Origin of the sequence: Mycobacterium sp. 1423905.2, assembly GCF_001673155.1 — a bacterium.
In the GTDB taxonomy this organism is placed as follows: Bacteria; Actinomycetota; Actinomycetes; order Mycobacteriales; family Mycobacteriaceae; genus Mycobacterium.
Genome location: NZ_LZLE01000303.1, coordinates 1 through 13,800, shown reverse-complemented (window position 1 = coordinate 13,800; position 13,800 = coordinate 1). Strand labels below are relative to the sequence as shown.

At 68.1% G+C, this 13,800-nt stretch carries 9 protein-coding genes and 3 pseudogenes; 6 read left to right on the top strand and 6 right to left on the bottom strand.

The window, feature by feature from the left end; genetic code table 11:
* Positions 1–2: 2 nt before the first annotated feature.
* Positions 3–1,394: an amidase gene (locus A9W95_RS19990; RefSeq protein WP_067416707.1), complete on the bottom strand. Its 1,392-nt coding sequence runs from the start codon at positions 1,392–1,394 to the stop codon at positions 3–5.
* Positions 1,395–1,465: 71 nt separating this feature from the next.
* Here A9W95_RS19990 and A9W95_RS19985 point away from each other — a divergent pair, with 71 nt between their 5' ends.
* From A9W95_RS19985 to A9W95_RS19975, 3 genes are all read left to right on the top strand, one after another.
* A complete protein-coding gene (locus tag A9W95_RS19985; RefSeq protein ID WP_067416704.1) occupies positions 1,466–1,900 on the top strand; it encodes an HIT family protein in 435 nt (144 codons plus the stop codon).
* A gap of 4 nt (positions 1,901–1,904) precedes the next feature.
* Positions 1,905–2,351: a nitroreductase family deazaflavin-dependent oxidoreductase gene (locus tag A9W95_RS19980; protein WP_067416701.1), complete on the top strand. Its 447-nt coding sequence runs from the start codon at positions 1,905–1,907 to the stop codon at positions 2,349–2,351.
* A gap of 150 nt (positions 2,352–2,501) precedes the next feature.
* Positions 2,502–6,377 (top strand): bifunctional diguanylate cyclase/phosphodiesterase, encoded by a 3,876-nt coding sequence (locus tag A9W95_RS19975; RefSeq protein ID WP_067416769.1) that lies wholly within the window; start codon positions 2,502–2,504, stop codon positions 6,375–6,377.
* A gap of 7 nt (positions 6,378–6,384) precedes the next feature.
* On the opposite strand, the gene A9W95_RS19970 is transcribed toward A9W95_RS19975, so the two are convergent.
* Genes A9W95_RS19970 through A9W95_RS19960 form a run of 3 tightly spaced genes read right to left on the bottom strand, consistent with a single transcriptional unit; the run spans position 6,385 to position 9,393 of the window.
* A complete protein-coding gene (locus A9W95_RS19970; RefSeq protein ID WP_067416698.1) occupies positions 6,385–7,416 on the bottom strand; it encodes an LLM class flavin-dependent oxidoreductase in 1,032 nt (343 codons plus the stop codon).
* A 49-nt stretch (positions 7,417–7,465) separates the two neighbouring features.
* Entirely contained in the window at positions 7,466–8,584 is a 1,119-nt protein-coding gene (locus A9W95_RS19965) for an FAD-binding protein (protein WP_067416695.1), read from the bottom strand.
* Positions 8,581–9,393, bottom strand: coding sequence for a uracil-DNA glycosylase (locus A9W95_RS19960; protein WP_067416692.1), 813 nt, complete (start codon positions 9,391–9,393; stop codon positions 8,581–8,583). Before A9W95_RS19960 ends, A9W95_RS19965 begins: the two co-directional genes overlap by 4 nt.
* 75 nt (positions 9,394–9,468) lie before the next feature.
* Here A9W95_RS19960 and A9W95_RS19955 point away from each other — a divergent pair, with 75 nt between their 5' ends.
* From A9W95_RS19955 to A9W95_RS19945, 3 genes and pseudogenes are all read left to right on the top strand, one after another.
* Positions 9,469–10,716, top strand: a complete 1,248-nt coding sequence (locus tag A9W95_RS19955; protein ID WP_067416766.1) for an MFS transporter — start codon at positions 9,469–9,471, stop codon at positions 10,714–10,716.
* A 9-nt stretch (positions 10,717–10,725) separates the two neighbouring features.
* Entirely contained in the window at positions 10,726–12,093 is a 1,368-nt protein-coding gene (locus A9W95_RS19950) for an FAD-binding oxidoreductase (RefSeq protein WP_067416688.1), read from the top strand.
* Between the two features lie 154 nt (positions 12,094–12,247).
* Positions 12,248–13,414: pseudogene (locus tag A9W95_RS19945) on the top strand (cytochrome P450); the annotation flags it as partial.
* On the opposite strand, the pseudogene A9W95_RS26505 reads toward A9W95_RS19945, so the two are convergent.
* Together A9W95_RS26505 and A9W95_RS26500 are read right to left on the bottom strand one after the other, a co-directional pair.
* Positions 13,403–13,657 (bottom strand): annotated as a pseudogene (locus A9W95_RS26505) (TetR/AcrR family transcriptional regulator); the annotation flags it as partial. The pseudogenes A9W95_RS19945 and A9W95_RS26505 overlap by 12 nt on opposite strands.
* Positions 13,657–13,800 (bottom strand): annotated as a pseudogene (locus tag A9W95_RS26500) (cytochrome P450); the annotation flags it as partial. The pseudogenes A9W95_RS26500 and A9W95_RS26505, both read right to left, overlap by 1 nt.

Below are 13,800 nucleotides of genomic sequence, written 5' to 3'. Positions count from 1 at the left end.
TTTCAGGACACCGGAGGCCGGCGGTGGGCCCACGGGCGGGCCGTCTCGATCTGCGCGGAAAGCGACAGGAGCGTCGCCTCGTCGTAAGGCCGGCCGACGAGTTGTACCGCCATGGGCAGCCCGTCCCCGTCGAAGTCCCACGGCACCACCGCCGCGGGCTGGCCGGTCATGTTCCATACCTGCAGATAGGGAACTCGCTGACCCACCAGTAGCAACGTGGACAGCGCGCCACGACGCTGGTATGCGCCGATGCGCGACGGACCCGCCGCGGTGGCCGGGGTGATGACGACGTCGACGTCGTCGAAGATCGACTGAATTCGGCTGCTGACAGCGGACTCCGCGGCCCGCACCGCCGCCATGCGCCGGTCGGAGAAAACCGAACCCATCCGGGCCATGTTGCGGGTGCGCGGTTCCAGACGTTCTGGATGCGCCTGCCCGTCGGCTTCATCGCTGATGCCGCGTAGGTACCGCGGCAGGAAGTTGGCGTAGATCTGGGCGGTCGGGTACGGCGGATCCCGCACGATGACCTCATGGCCGAGTTCGCGCAGCAGCGCACCGGCCTGGTGCACCGCTGCGCGCTGAGCATTACCGCACCTGATCGGAAACGGCGTTGGAGTCTTTGTGCTCAGAGCGATCCGGAGCCGTCCCGGGGCACGCTGCGCCGCGGCGGCGAACTCGCCCTCGGGACCCGGCAGCGTGGTCGTCGCATCCAGAAACAGCGCGGCGTCGGTGACCGACCGCGCGATCGGCCCGTTGACGCTCAGCCCGTACCACGCGTCGTCGTGCGGCTCCAACGAGATTCGATCGCGTTGCGGTTTCAGGCCATACAGGCCGCACCATGCCGACGGGATGCGGATGGAGCCCCCGCCGTCGGATCCCAACGCCAGCGAGGCCAACCCGGCGGCGACCGCGGCCGCGCTGCCACCGCTACTGCCGCCCGGTGTGCGGCCCGCGTGCCATGGATTACGGGTCGCACCGAAGGTCAGCGATTCGGTGTAGGGCATCATCATCAGTTCGGGCACGTTGGTCTTGCCGATGATGACCGCGCCGGCCGCGCGCAACTGGCGCACGACCGCGGCGTCGGCCGTGACGGCCGGACCATGTCCGCCGCTGCCGAACGTCGTCACCTCGCCGGCGATGTCGACGTCGTCCTTGATGGCGATCGGGACACCCAGCAGCGGCCGGCATTCACCGTCGTCGAGGCGTTGCTGGGCAACCTCGGCTTCTTGGCGGGCGCTGTCGTAGAGCACGACGCGGTAGGCGCGCAATTCGCTGTCCAGCCGCTCGATGCGTTCCAGATAGGTCTCCAGCAGCATCGGCGCAGTGATGTCGCCGTCGGCCAGCAGTTGCACCTGCGCGGCGGCGCCGAGGAAGGCCAACTCGCGAGCGTCCACTGCCGCAGCGTATCCCGACCCGAAGCCGGCGTTGCGGAGGTCCTCGCCGCGGGCTCAGCTACCGTGGCGCTATGTCCTGCGTGTTCTGTGCGATCGCGGCCGGTGAGGCGCCGGCCATCCGGATTTTCGAAGACGACGGCTACCTGGCGATCCTCGACATCCGCCCGTTCACCCGGGGCCACACCCTGGTAGTGCCCAAACGGCACACCGTGGACCTCACCGACACTCCGCCGCAGACGCTGGCGGACATGATCACCATCGGCCAACGGGTCGCACGGGCGGCCCGTTCCACCGAGTTGGCCGACGCCACCAACATCGGCATCAACGACGGCCGGGCGGCTTTCCAGACGGTGAACCACATCCATTTGCACGTGCTGCCGCGGCGCAACGGCGACAAGCTGTCGGTCGCCAAGGGTCTGCTGGTGCGACGGGATCCGGACCGCGAAGCCACCGGTCAGTTGCTGCGGGAGGCGCTCGCCCGCATCGACGCCAGTCAGCAAGACTGATCCCATGAGCACACGAGTCACGCTGCAGCGACTGGCCTTCCGGCTGCTGCGTCTGCACGACACCCTCTACCAGAAGACCAATGGCCGCATCGGGCACAAGATCCCGGGCGTACCGCCCAGCCTGCTGCTGCATACCGTGGGTGCCAAAACGGGGCAGCCCCGCACCAACTCATTGACCTACGCGCGCGACGGCGAGTCGTATCTGATCGTGGCGTCGAACGCCGGCGCGAAGCGCTACCCCGGCTGGTACCACAACCTGCGCAAACACCCGGATTGCGAAATCAACGTCGGGCCGAAGCGGCTGGCGGTGCGGGCCCGCCGCATCACCCCGGAGGACTCGGACTACCCGCGCCTCTGGCGGGTGGTCAACGAGAACAACTCCGACCGTTACAGCAACTATCAGCGCAAGACGTCTCGACCCATCCCGATCTTTGCCATGACGCCGCGGTAACCGAGCCACGACGAGCGCACGCGGCTTATTCTGCTACCGCGGGCCGGCACCGCAGCACACCAACCGGCTGGAGCGATCTTGACACGCTGGACGGGCAATCCGTGGCAGCGCTTCGGGCTGCGCGCACCAGTGGGCTGGGTGGCTGTCGGACTGTACGTCGTCGCGCTGCTGGTGGTGGCCACCGCTCCGATCTGGCTGGCCGTTGACGGTCGCCGGACGGTCGACCAACTGGTCACGCTGCTGTGCGTGACCTTCGCCGCCGGTTGCGCCGGGTATGCCGCCCGCGGCACGGCTGGAACGCGGCGCCGGCTGGGCTGGGTGGCGTTGCTGACGGCACTGCTCGGCTGGGCGGCCGGCGAAATCATCTGGGCGTGGTACGACGTGCGCCCCGAGGCGGATCACGCCAAGCATCCGGCGGCAGGGGAGATAGTGCTGCTGCTGTACCCGATCGGCGCCATGGCGGCCCTGGTGCTGTTGTCGAACCTGTCGCGGCACAGTCATCGGCGCGTCGTGCTGGACGGCCTCATCGTGGCGACGTCGCTGTTCGTGGTGTCCTGGGTGTTCGTCCTGGACAAGCTGCTGCGCGAAGACAGCGGCGCACAACCGGCGACCCTGGTCCAGGTTTTCGCCGATGTCGTGCTCATGACGACGGGGATCCTGATGCTGTCGCGGGTTCGTCCCGGCGATCTGCCGAGCCGAAGCTTGCTGTCCGGCGGGATCACCGCAGTCGGTATCGCCGACATCACCATGGTGTTCCAGACCGGCATGGGCAGCTATCACGTCGGCGACCTGGCCGCCCTGGGGCGAGTGGCCGGCCTCGGAATGATGGCGGTGGCCGGGCTGTCCAGTGTCCACGAGGCGCCCACAGCTGCCTCGCGAGAACACATCGGGTTCCGCGCCCGGCTCTGGTTGCCCTATCTTCCGCTGCTGTTGGCCACCGCCGTGGGGCTGGGTCACGCGATGGGCCACATGGAGCACGGCCCGCTGCTCGGCGCACTGGGTGTTTTGGCCGTGGCGGTGCTGGCCAGGCAGTTCGTGGTGCTGGTCGAGAATCAGGAGCTGTTGAGCGAGGTCGCGCGAGAAGCGTTCCGCGATAGCCTGACCGGCCTGGCCAACCGGGCCCACTTCCTGCACCGACTGGAAGAAGCCGTCGCCGATCAACGCCAAGACAGCGCGCCCATCGCGGTGCTGTGCCTGGACCTCGACAACTTCAAGTCGGTCAACGACGCGTTGGGGCATCCCGCCGGCGATGAACTTCTGATCCGGGTGGCGGGCCGTCTCACCACCGCGGTCGGTAGCTCGGGCACCGTCGCGCGGCTCGGTGGCGATGAGTTCGCGGTGCTGCTGCAAGATTCGGTCGAGGAGTCCCAAGCCGCAGCGCATCGGGTGCTCGACGCATTCACCGCCGCGATCGTTATCGACGGCGTCCCGTTGAGCATTCGCCCGAGCATCGGCTTCACCGCGGCCGCGTCCACCTCCGGATGCACCGTCGACGAACTGCTGCGGCACGCCGACCTGGCCATGTACGCGGCCAAACGGGAAGGCGGACAGTGCATTCGCAGCTTTGTGCCGGATGCCCCGTTCCCGTACGCCTTGCCCCAGCCGGCCGGCGGAGCGACCGCGTTAAGCGGTAACTCCACGCCGGGGAACGCGGCGCATACCGCCGCGGTGCTCACCCGAACCCTGGGGCCCCTGGCCGAGGTGACCTCCGCACCTGATGAGAGGGCGCAGCTACCGGCCGATGGCGTGCGGTGGCCTCCCGTGACGATCCGGCTTGCGATCGCCGCAGTGACCCTGGGCGTGTCGGCTTTCACGGTGTCGAGCGTGCTGGACGACCATGCCCGTTACGAAACCTTCTTCGTCGACATCCTCTACCCGATCTTGAACGCCGCGGCGGCCTTGCTGGTCGGGCTGCGGGCCGCGCGGGTCGCCGCGGACCGGTTGGCGTGGAGCCTGATTGCGGCCGCCCTGGCCATCTCGGCGTTGGGCGACGTCGTCTACACCCTGTGGGTGCCGGACGGTCAGTCGCCGTCGGCCGCCGACCCGTTGTATCTCGCCTTCTATCCGCTGGCTTACGCCGGCTTGTTGCTGCTCATGCGGGCGCGCCTGCAAGGGGTTCCGATTCCGCTGCGGCTCGACTCGCTGGTGTGCGGGCTGGCGGCGGCGGCGGTGGCCGCCGCGCTGGCGGCCGGCCCCGTCCACGCTGCGGCGCTGCGGGCACCGGCCACCGTTTTGGTCGGACTGGTCTACCCGTGGGGTGACCTGGTGCTGCTGGCGCTGGCCGCCGGGATGCTGCCGATTCTCGGGTGGCGCCACGAGTTGCGTTGGGGCGTACTGGCCGCCGGATTCATCCTCGTCGCGCTGGCCGACACGCGGTATCTGTTCGAGACTTCAGCCGGTGACTATCGGGCCGGCACCTTGCTCGATGTCGGATGGCCCTTGTCGGCGTTGCTGGTGGCGATGGCTTCCTGGGCGCCGCGCTCCTCGACACCGCCGACGCCCAAGCGCGGACTCGGCTCGTACGCCGCACCGGTCGCGTGCACCGTGGTCGCGCTTGGGGTCACCGTGGCGGGGCCGAGTTCACGACTGGCGGCGACGCTGGCGGCGTTGAGTTTGGTGGCCGTCGCCGCGCGCTTCTCATTCACCTTCCGCGACGTCAGCGTGCTGGCCGAAAGTCACAAGAGCGCGATGACCGACGAGTTGACCTCGCTGCCGAATCGGCGATCGCTGGCCACCGCGTTGACGACGGTGCCGACCACCGCACCGGTGAGTCCGTCGTTGTCGACCAGAACACCGGCACGGCGAGCGCTGTTGCTGTTGGAGCTCTACGAGTTTCGGGAGATCAGCGACTCGATCGGCCACCACTTCAGCGACCAGTTGTTGTGTGATGTCGCGAACCGCTTGTCCAACAACGTCCGTCGCGAAGATTTCCTGGCCCGCGTCGGAGAGGACGCGTTCGCCATCTTGCTGGCCGAAGGAGCGGACCTGGTCGCGGCGCGCGCCCAGGCCGGCCGTCTGCTCGAGGCCCTCAGCGAACCGTTCACGTTGGACCCCATCACCGTCCAGGTCGATGCTCGCATCGCCATTGCGCTGTGTCCCGATCACTGCGATCACCCGCAGGAGCTGCTGAGCCGAGCCGAAACCGCACTGCCACATGCCAAATCGGTGAGTAGCAAGATGGCGGTGTACGACTCGACGTACGAGCTGTATCGCGACAACGACCCCAACCTGATCGAGGAATTACGCGCCGCCCTGTCCAGCGGTGACGAGTTGACGTGCCACTACCAGCCGAAGATCAACGCGAGCGACGATGGCGTGCATAGCGTCGAGGCGCTGTTGCGCTGGCACCATCCCAGCCGCGGCCTACTGCTTCCAGAGGAGTTCCTGCCGGCCGCCGAGCGCGCCGGGCTCATGCGCAAGGTCGCCTATCGCACGCTCAGCATGGTGCTGGCCGAAGCCCAATCCTGGCGCGCCGACGGCATGCCGCTGACTGTCGCGGTGAATTTGTCGACGACCAATCTGCTCGACCTCGATCTGGTGGGCACGATCGAGCGCCTGCTGAGCGACCACGACGTGCCCGCCAAGACCCTGATCATCGAAATCACCGAGAGCACGCTGGTGGACTCGGTGCGCTCCCGCAACACCGTGGCGGCGTTGCAGCGCTTGGGAGTTCGGATTTCGCTGGACGACTACGGCACCGGCTGGTCGTCGCTGGCGCGGCTGCAGGACGTCTCGGTCGACGAGCTCAAACTCGATCGGGTATTCGTGGGCCGACTGGCCAGTGACCCGCGCTCGGTGGCGATCGTGCGATCCACGGTGGCGCTGGCCCGCAGCCTCGGGGCCGACCTGGTGGCCGAAGGCGTCGAAGACGAGGTGACGTTGAGCAAACTGCGCCAGTACGGCTGCACGATCACCCAGGGCTTCGTGCACAGCCCGCCGTTGCCGGCCAAGGACTTACGCGAGTGGATCATCGGCCGGTCGGCACCAGCGGCCGGGCGTCCGTCGCCGCAGGCGGTGTCGGATTGAGGCCGGTCTAGAACAGTTCTTTGGCCAACAACTCGAGGGTGTCGACGCGCGCGGGTGCGGTCGCGGGATCGGTACCGCGGTGCGCCGAGGCGACCGGATGGACCATCACCTCGTCGACGCCGAATCGATCGGCCAGCCGGTGTAGTTGTTCGGCGGCTTCGGCCGGTGCGCCGACGACGGCGCGCTCCAAACCACCGGTGACGATGCGCTGCTGCTCTGGGGTGAGTTGGTCATCTTGAGTCTCCTCCACCAGTTGCACTGGGCCCAACGGTTGTCCGGTGCGCAGCCGCGCCATCATGTGCAGGTTCGGCAGCATCAAAGCCATTGCCTCTTCGCGTGTTTCGGCTACAGCGGCGTTCACCGTCAGGAACGTCACCGGCTCGGGGGCCAGCTCACTGGGCTGGAAGCGGGACCGGTATACGGCCAGCGCCTCTTCGGTTCCGTTGCCGGAGAAGTGATGCGCGAACACGTAGGGCAGCCCCTTGGCCGCGGCCAGATGCGCGGAGTACATCGACGAGCCGAGCAGCCACAGCCGCGGCTCGCTGCTCGCGGCCGGGGTGGCCTTGAGGATGTAATTGCCGGACCGCAGCGGCACCCGCACTCCGCGTGCGCTCATCAGCGCCGCGACGTCGTCGAGGTATTCGGGAAAGTGTTCGATGTCTCGGTCGTCGCGCCCGCCGCGTAGCGCATAGGAGGTCACCGGGTCGGAGCCGGGCGCACGACCGATACCGAGGTCGATGCGTCCGGGCGCGGCGGCCTCCAGCAGCGCGAACTGTTCGGCCACCGCCAGCGGTGCGTGGTTGGGCAGCATGACTCCACCGGAACCCAGGCGCACCTGCGAGGTCTGGGCGGCCAGGTAGGCGATCAGCACCGGTGGACTGGTGGCCCCCACCGACGGCATGTTGTGGTGTTCGGCGACCCAGTACCGGGTGAAGCCCAGGCGGTCGGCGGCTTGAGCCAGCGCCACCGTGGCCGCCAGCGCGTCGCTGGTCGACTGGTCACTTCGCACCGGCACCAGATCAAGGACGGAAAGTCGCACGTTGGCGTCAACGCATGCGGCCGTGCGAACGTTCCCGGGCGGGGGGGCTTCAGTAGTTCATCAACGTGATCGAGTTGACGATGAGCTCGAACTGTTCCTGTGAGATGGGTGCACCGCCGGGGATGTTGTCGGTGGCCAGGAATTGGGTGCGCTCGGTGTAGGCGTGAAACCGCTTGAAGTAGTTCGTGTACCCCAGCCCGTGATCGTCACCGGCGTATTTGAGCTCGCCGGCAAGGATGTATGCGCCGAGCAGCGCGACGCTGGTGCCTTGACCGGACAGCGGTGAGCAACAGTATGCGGCATCACCCACCAGCGCCACCCGGCCGATCGACCAGTGGTCCATCACGATCTGCGACATCTCGTCGAAGTAGAAGTCGGGCGCAGACCGCATGTAGCGCAGCAACTCCGGGCGCACCCAGCCGTCGTCGGCCAGCCGCCGCTCCACCTCGGCCAATTGCGCTTCAGTGTCGCGGTAGTCGATGCGCAAGTCAGAATCCATGAAGCCCAACATGGCGCGGGCTTCGGTGTTGTTGCGGGCGCTGTAGACCCCGGCCATGCTGACGTCCCCGTAGTGCCACATCTGCCAGTGGTCCAGGTCCAGGAAATTGGGCACGGTGAAGATGGCGGCGTAGGTGCCCAGCCTCTTGACGAAACGCTCTTCGGGGCCGAACACCAGGCTGCGCACATTGGAATGCAACCCGTCGGCGCCGATGACCAAGTCGTAGCTACGGGGCGGTGCATTCTGGAACGTCACATCGACCGCCGGGCCTCGGTTGGCCACGCTGACGATGCTGTCGTCGAAGAGGTATTGGGTGTTGTCTTTGGCTGCGCCGTAGAGCAATTCGACAAGATCGTCGCGCAACAGCTCGATGTCGGGGTTGTCGATCGGACCGCCGGTCGGCGTGGACTCGGTGTCCCGGGACAGTTCGTTTCCGTCGCGATCGACGACCGAGGCGCCGCGGATGCCGGTCTTGCGCTCCCGGGCGGCGGCCAGCAAACCCATGGCGTCCAACACCGTGAGGGCCGGACCACGCACATCGATCGCCTGGCCGCCCGGCCGCAGCCCCGGATGACGCTCCACCACAGTGACGGAATAACCATGCCGGCCAAGCCAATACGCCAGCGCCGTGCCGGCGACGCTGGCGCCGGATACCAGAACGTCTCTCACTTGATCCCTGCCAGCTTCTTCGCGTTCCTGAAGACGTCGTCGAGCATCACCGGAGTCAACCTACCGGTGAACATATTCTGCTGGCTCGGGTGGTAGCAGCCCAGCAAACGCACGCCGTCGGTAAGCGGTGCCACGACGCCGTGGCCGAAGCGCGGCTTGGGGAGGCCGGCCGCCGGCGGCAGCCGCAGCGCCACCTGCCAGCCGAAGCCGCCCAACGCGACGATCACTCGGACATGGTCGGCGATCAAGCCCCACTCGGCCTCCAGCCAGGACGAGCACGTCACCCGCTCCTGCGGCGTCGGCGCGTTGGCCGGCGGCGCGCAGCGCACCGGCGCGGTGATCCGAATTTGATTCGCCTGCAACCCATCTGCGGCATGCACACTGGTGGGCTGGTTGACCAGCCCGGCGCGGTGCAGTGCCGCGTACAACTGGTCGCCCGACCGGTCGCCGGTGAACATCCGTCCGGTGCGGTTGGCGCCGTGTGCGGCCGGAGCCAGGCCAACGATCAACAGCCGCGGCCGTTCGGACCCCCATCCCGGGACCGGCCGGCCCCAGTACGGTTGGTCGAGGAAGGCGCGGCGTTTGACCACCGCGACCTCCTCGCGCCAGGTGACCAGCCGCGGGCAGGCCCGGCACACGCTGACCATCGCGTCGAGTTCCGGAATAGAGCCGACCCGGGCGGCCAGCGTCGACACCGCGGCCGCATCGGCGGCCACTGGCGTCTGCGCCGTCGCGAGATCACCGGGCCAGCCGGTTCCGGGCGCAACCGGTGAACCGAAGCTCTGACCGGTGAAGGGATGCTTGAGCACAGCAACATCCTGCCCGGCCGGGGAAAATCGGTGGTCTCGGTCACCGATTCGGCGTTAGATTCAGCCCCGATTCCCATGAGCAACAGCAGCCGAGGCCCGGCGATTCTGGTCCTGTTCGCCACCCTGACGGCGTGTGCGGGCGATGGCATCTCGATTGTCGCGTTCCCGTGGCTGGTGTTGCAGCGTCAGGGCAGCGCCGGGCAGGCCTCCATCGTGGCCGGCGCGACGACGTTACCGCTGTTGTTTTCCACCCTGGTCGCCGGCACAGCCGTCGACTATTTCGGTCGTCGCCGGGTGTCGATGGTCACCGATGCGCTCTCGGGCACCGCGGTGGCGGCCGTCCCGCTGGTGGCCTGGACCTGGGGTGTCGACGCCGTGAACGTCGCGGTGCTGGCCGCATTGGGTGCCTGCGCGGCCGCCTTTGACCCGGCGGGGATCACCGCGCGGCAGTCGATGCTGCCCGAGGCGGCGGCGCGGGCGGGCTGGTCACTGGATTCGGTCAACAGCAGCTACGAGGCGATCCTCAACCTGGGCTTTGTGGTGGGGCCGGGCATCGGCGGGCTGATGATCGCGACGGTCGGGGGCATCGCCACCATGTGGCTCACCGCCTCGGCCTTCGGGTTGTCCATCCTGGCGATCGCCGCGCTGCGGCTGGAAGGAGCGGGCAAGCCGCACCACACGACTCGCCCCGAGGGGTTGGTGTCCGGGGTGGCCGAGGGGTTGCGGTTCGTCTGGAGCCTGCGGGTGCTGCGGGTCCTGGCGCTGACCGACCTGTGCGTCACCGCGCTGTACCTGCCCATGGAGAGCGTGCTGTTCCCCAAGTACTTCACCGACCGCCACCAGCCGGCCCAGCTGGGATCGGTGCTGATGGCGCTGTCCATCGGCGGGCTGATCGGCGCTCTGGGCTACGCCATGGTGTCGAAGATCTTGTCCCGGCGCACGATAATGCTGACCGCGGTGATCACCCTCGGAGTGGCGACGACGGTGATCGCGCTGCTGCCGCCGTTGCCGGTCATTTTGCTGCTGTGCGCGCTGATCGGGCTGGTCTACGGACCCATCCAGCCCATCTACAACTACGTGATGCAGACCCGGGCGCCGCACCACCTGCGGGGCCGGGTGTTCGGCGTGATGACGTCGCTGGCGTACGCCGCCGGGCCGCTGGGGTTGTTGCTGGCCGGCCCGCTGACCGACGCGGCGGGGCTGCGGGCCACCTTCTTCGCCCTGGCGCTGCCGATCCTGCTCGCCGGGCTGGTCTGCGTCCGGTTGCCGTCGTTGCGGGAGCTGGACCGCGAGCCGGAGTTCGTCGCCGGTGCCGGGCCGTAAGATCGGCCCGTGAGCGTAGGGGTGCTGGCGGAGCTGATTGCCGAGCTGCCCGAGGGCATGGTCGTCACCGATCCCGCGGTGACCGAGGGTTACCGGCAAGACCGCGCGTTGGACCCGGCGGCGGGGAAACCGCTGGCCGTGGTGCGGCCCCGGCGCACCGAAGAGGTGCAGACCGTGCTGCGCTGGGCGGCCGCGCACCGGGTGCCGGTGGTGACCCGCGGCGCCGGCAGTGGCCTGTCGGGCGGCGCGACCGCTGTCGACGACGGGATCGTGCTGTCCACCGAGAAGATGCGCGACATCACCATCGATCCGGTCACCCGGACCGCGGTCTGTCAGCCGGGGCTGTTCAACGCCGAAGTGAAGAAGGCCGCGGCCGAACACGGGCTGTGGTACCCACCGGACCCGTCGTCGTATGAGATCTGCAGCATCGGCGGCAACATCGCCACCAACGCCGGCGGCCTGTGCTGCGTGAAGTACGGCGTCACCACCGACTACGTGCTGGGCATGCAGGTGGTGTTGGCCGACGGCACCGCGGTACGGCTGGGCGGCCCGCGGATCAAGGACGTCGCCGGGCTGAGCTTGACCAAGCTGTTCGTGGGCAGCGAGGGCACGCTGGGCGTCGTCACCGAGGTGACGTTGCGGCTGATGCCGGCGCAGAACGCGTTGAGTGTCGTGGTGGCCAGCTTCCCGTCGGTTTCCTCGGCGATCGACGCGGTGCTCGGCGTCACCGCGCGTCTGCGTCCGGCGATGCTGGAGTTCATGGACTCGGTGGCCATCAACGCCGTCGAAGACACGCTGCGCATGGACCTGGATCGGTCCGCGGCGGCCATGCTGGTGGCCGGCTCGGACGAACGCGGGTTGGCCGGCACCGAAGACGCCGAGGTGATGGCCGCCGTCTTCGCCGAAAACGGCGCCACCGAGGTGTTTTCCACCGACGATCCCGACGAGGGCGAAGCGTTCGTCGCCGCGCGCCGGTTCTGCATCCCGGCGGTGGAGAGCAAGGGATCGCTGCTCCTGGAAGACGTCGGCGTGCCGCTGCCCGCCCTGGGCCGACTGGTCACCGGGATCGCGCGCATCGCTGACGAACGCGACCTGATGATCTCGGTGATCGCGCACGCCGGTGACGGCAACACCCACCCGCTGCTGGTGTTCGACCCCGCCGATGCGGCGATGGCCGAGCGGGCCCAGGTGGCGTACGGGGAAATCATGGACCTGGCCGTCGGGCTGGGCGGAACGATCACCGGCGAGCACGGCGTCGGCCGGTTGAAGCGGCCGTGGTTGGGCGACTATCTGGGTCCCGACGTGATGGACCTCAACCGGCGGATCAAGCAGGCGCTGGACCCGTTGGGGATTCTGAATCCGGGCGCGGGGATCTGATCTTTCTTGCTGTGTACGTCGAGTGTGCGCCCTGGGCGGTGAGTGAGCGTCCAGGGCGCGATTTCGGCGTGCGCGCCGCCGCTTGTTCACTGTCGACGCCGTGGAGGCACGTCCAGCGATTGACATTTCGAGCCGGATGTCGTATCCATGAGACATGCCCGCTACTTTGTCTCAACCCGTCGAGTTCCAACTCGCCACCGCCGAGACCTGGCCCAACCCGTGGCCGATGTACCGGGCGCTGCGCGACCACGACCCGGTGCACCATGTGGTGCCGCCCGGCCGTCCCGACCAGGACTACTACGTGCTGTCTCGGCATGCCGACATCTGGTCGGCGGCGCGCGACCACGAGACGTTCTCCTCCGCCCAAGGCCTGACGGTCAATTACGGCGACCTGGAAATGATTGGGCTGCAAGACAATCCGCCGATGGTGATGCAGGACCCGCCGGTGCACACCGAGTTTCGCAAGCTGGTGGCCCGCGGCTTCACCCCGCGACAGGTCGAGGCGGTCGAGCCCAAGGTGCGGGCCTTCGTCGTCGACCGGATAGAGAAGCTACGGGCCGACGGCGGCGGTGACATCGTCACCGAGTTGTTCAAGCCGCTGCCATCGATGGTGGTCGCCCACTACCTCGGTGTGCCAGAGGAAGACCGAGCCCAATTCGACGGGTGGACCGACACGATCGTCGCGGCCAACACCGGCGACGGCGGCATCGCGGGCGCGCTGGAGACTGTCGGCGACGCGGTCGGATCGATGATGGCCTACTTCACCGGCCTGATCGAACGCCGGCGCACCGAACCCGAAGACGACACCATTTCGCACCTGGTGGCCGCGGGTGTCGGCGCCGACGGCGACATCGCCGGCACGCTGTCGGTGCTCGCGTTCACCTTCACCATGGTCACCGGCGGCAACGACACCACTACCGGCATGTTGGGCGGTTCCATGCCGCTGCTGCACCAGCGTCCCGACCAGCGGCGACTACTGGTCGAGGATCCGGGGTTGATTCGCGACGCGGTCGACGAATTGCTGCGGCTCACCTCGCCGGTGCAAGGCTTGGCGCGCACCACCACCCGCGACGTCACCGTCGGCGACACCACCATTCCCGCCGGCCGCAAGGTGCTGCTGCTGTACGGATCGGCCAACCGCGACGAACGCCAATACGGTTCGGACGCAGCCGAACTCGACGTCACCCGCCGCCCCCGCAACATCCTCACCTTCAGTCACGGCGCGCACCACTGCCTGGGCGCCGCGGCCGCCCGCATGCAATCACGGGTCGCCCTGACCGAGTTGTTGACCCGGTGCCCGGATTTCGAGATCGACGAGGCCGGACACTTGCTGCTTGATCGCGTCAGTGACCCGGTAGGTCTCGCGGTGCACATAGGCGGTTCGCAAGGCCTCGCGATTTTCGAAGTAGCGGTACAACGTCGCCCGGGAACAGCCTGCCGCACTGGCGATCTCGTTCATGCCGATGGAGGCCGGATCACGCTCGGCGAACAGCCCCGCGGCGGCATCGAGGATCCGGTCCGCGGCTACCTCGATGCGCCGCGGGCCCAGCCAGTCACCGCCCATCAGGACGTCACTCGAAACGGCACCGACAACGGGCGCCGGACGTAACTGCCGCCCGACCACACGATGCCGGCCTCGTCGATCTCGAAATCCGGGCACCGGGTCAACAACTCGGTCAGGGCGACCCGTGATTGCATGCGGGCGGC

Coding starts and splice junctions, on each gene's coding strand:
- A9W95_RS19955 (WP_067416766.1), top strand. CDS start 9,469: ATGAGCAACAGCAGCCGAGGCCCGGCGATTCTGGTCCTGTTCGCCACC.
- A9W95_RS19985 (WP_067416704.1), top strand. CDS start 1,466: ATGTCCTGCGTGTTCTGTGCGATCGCGGCCGGTGAGGCGCCGGCCATC.
- A9W95_RS19980 (WP_067416701.1), top strand. CDS start 1,905: ATGAGCACACGAGTCACGCTGCAGCGACTGGCCTTCCGGCTGCTGCGT.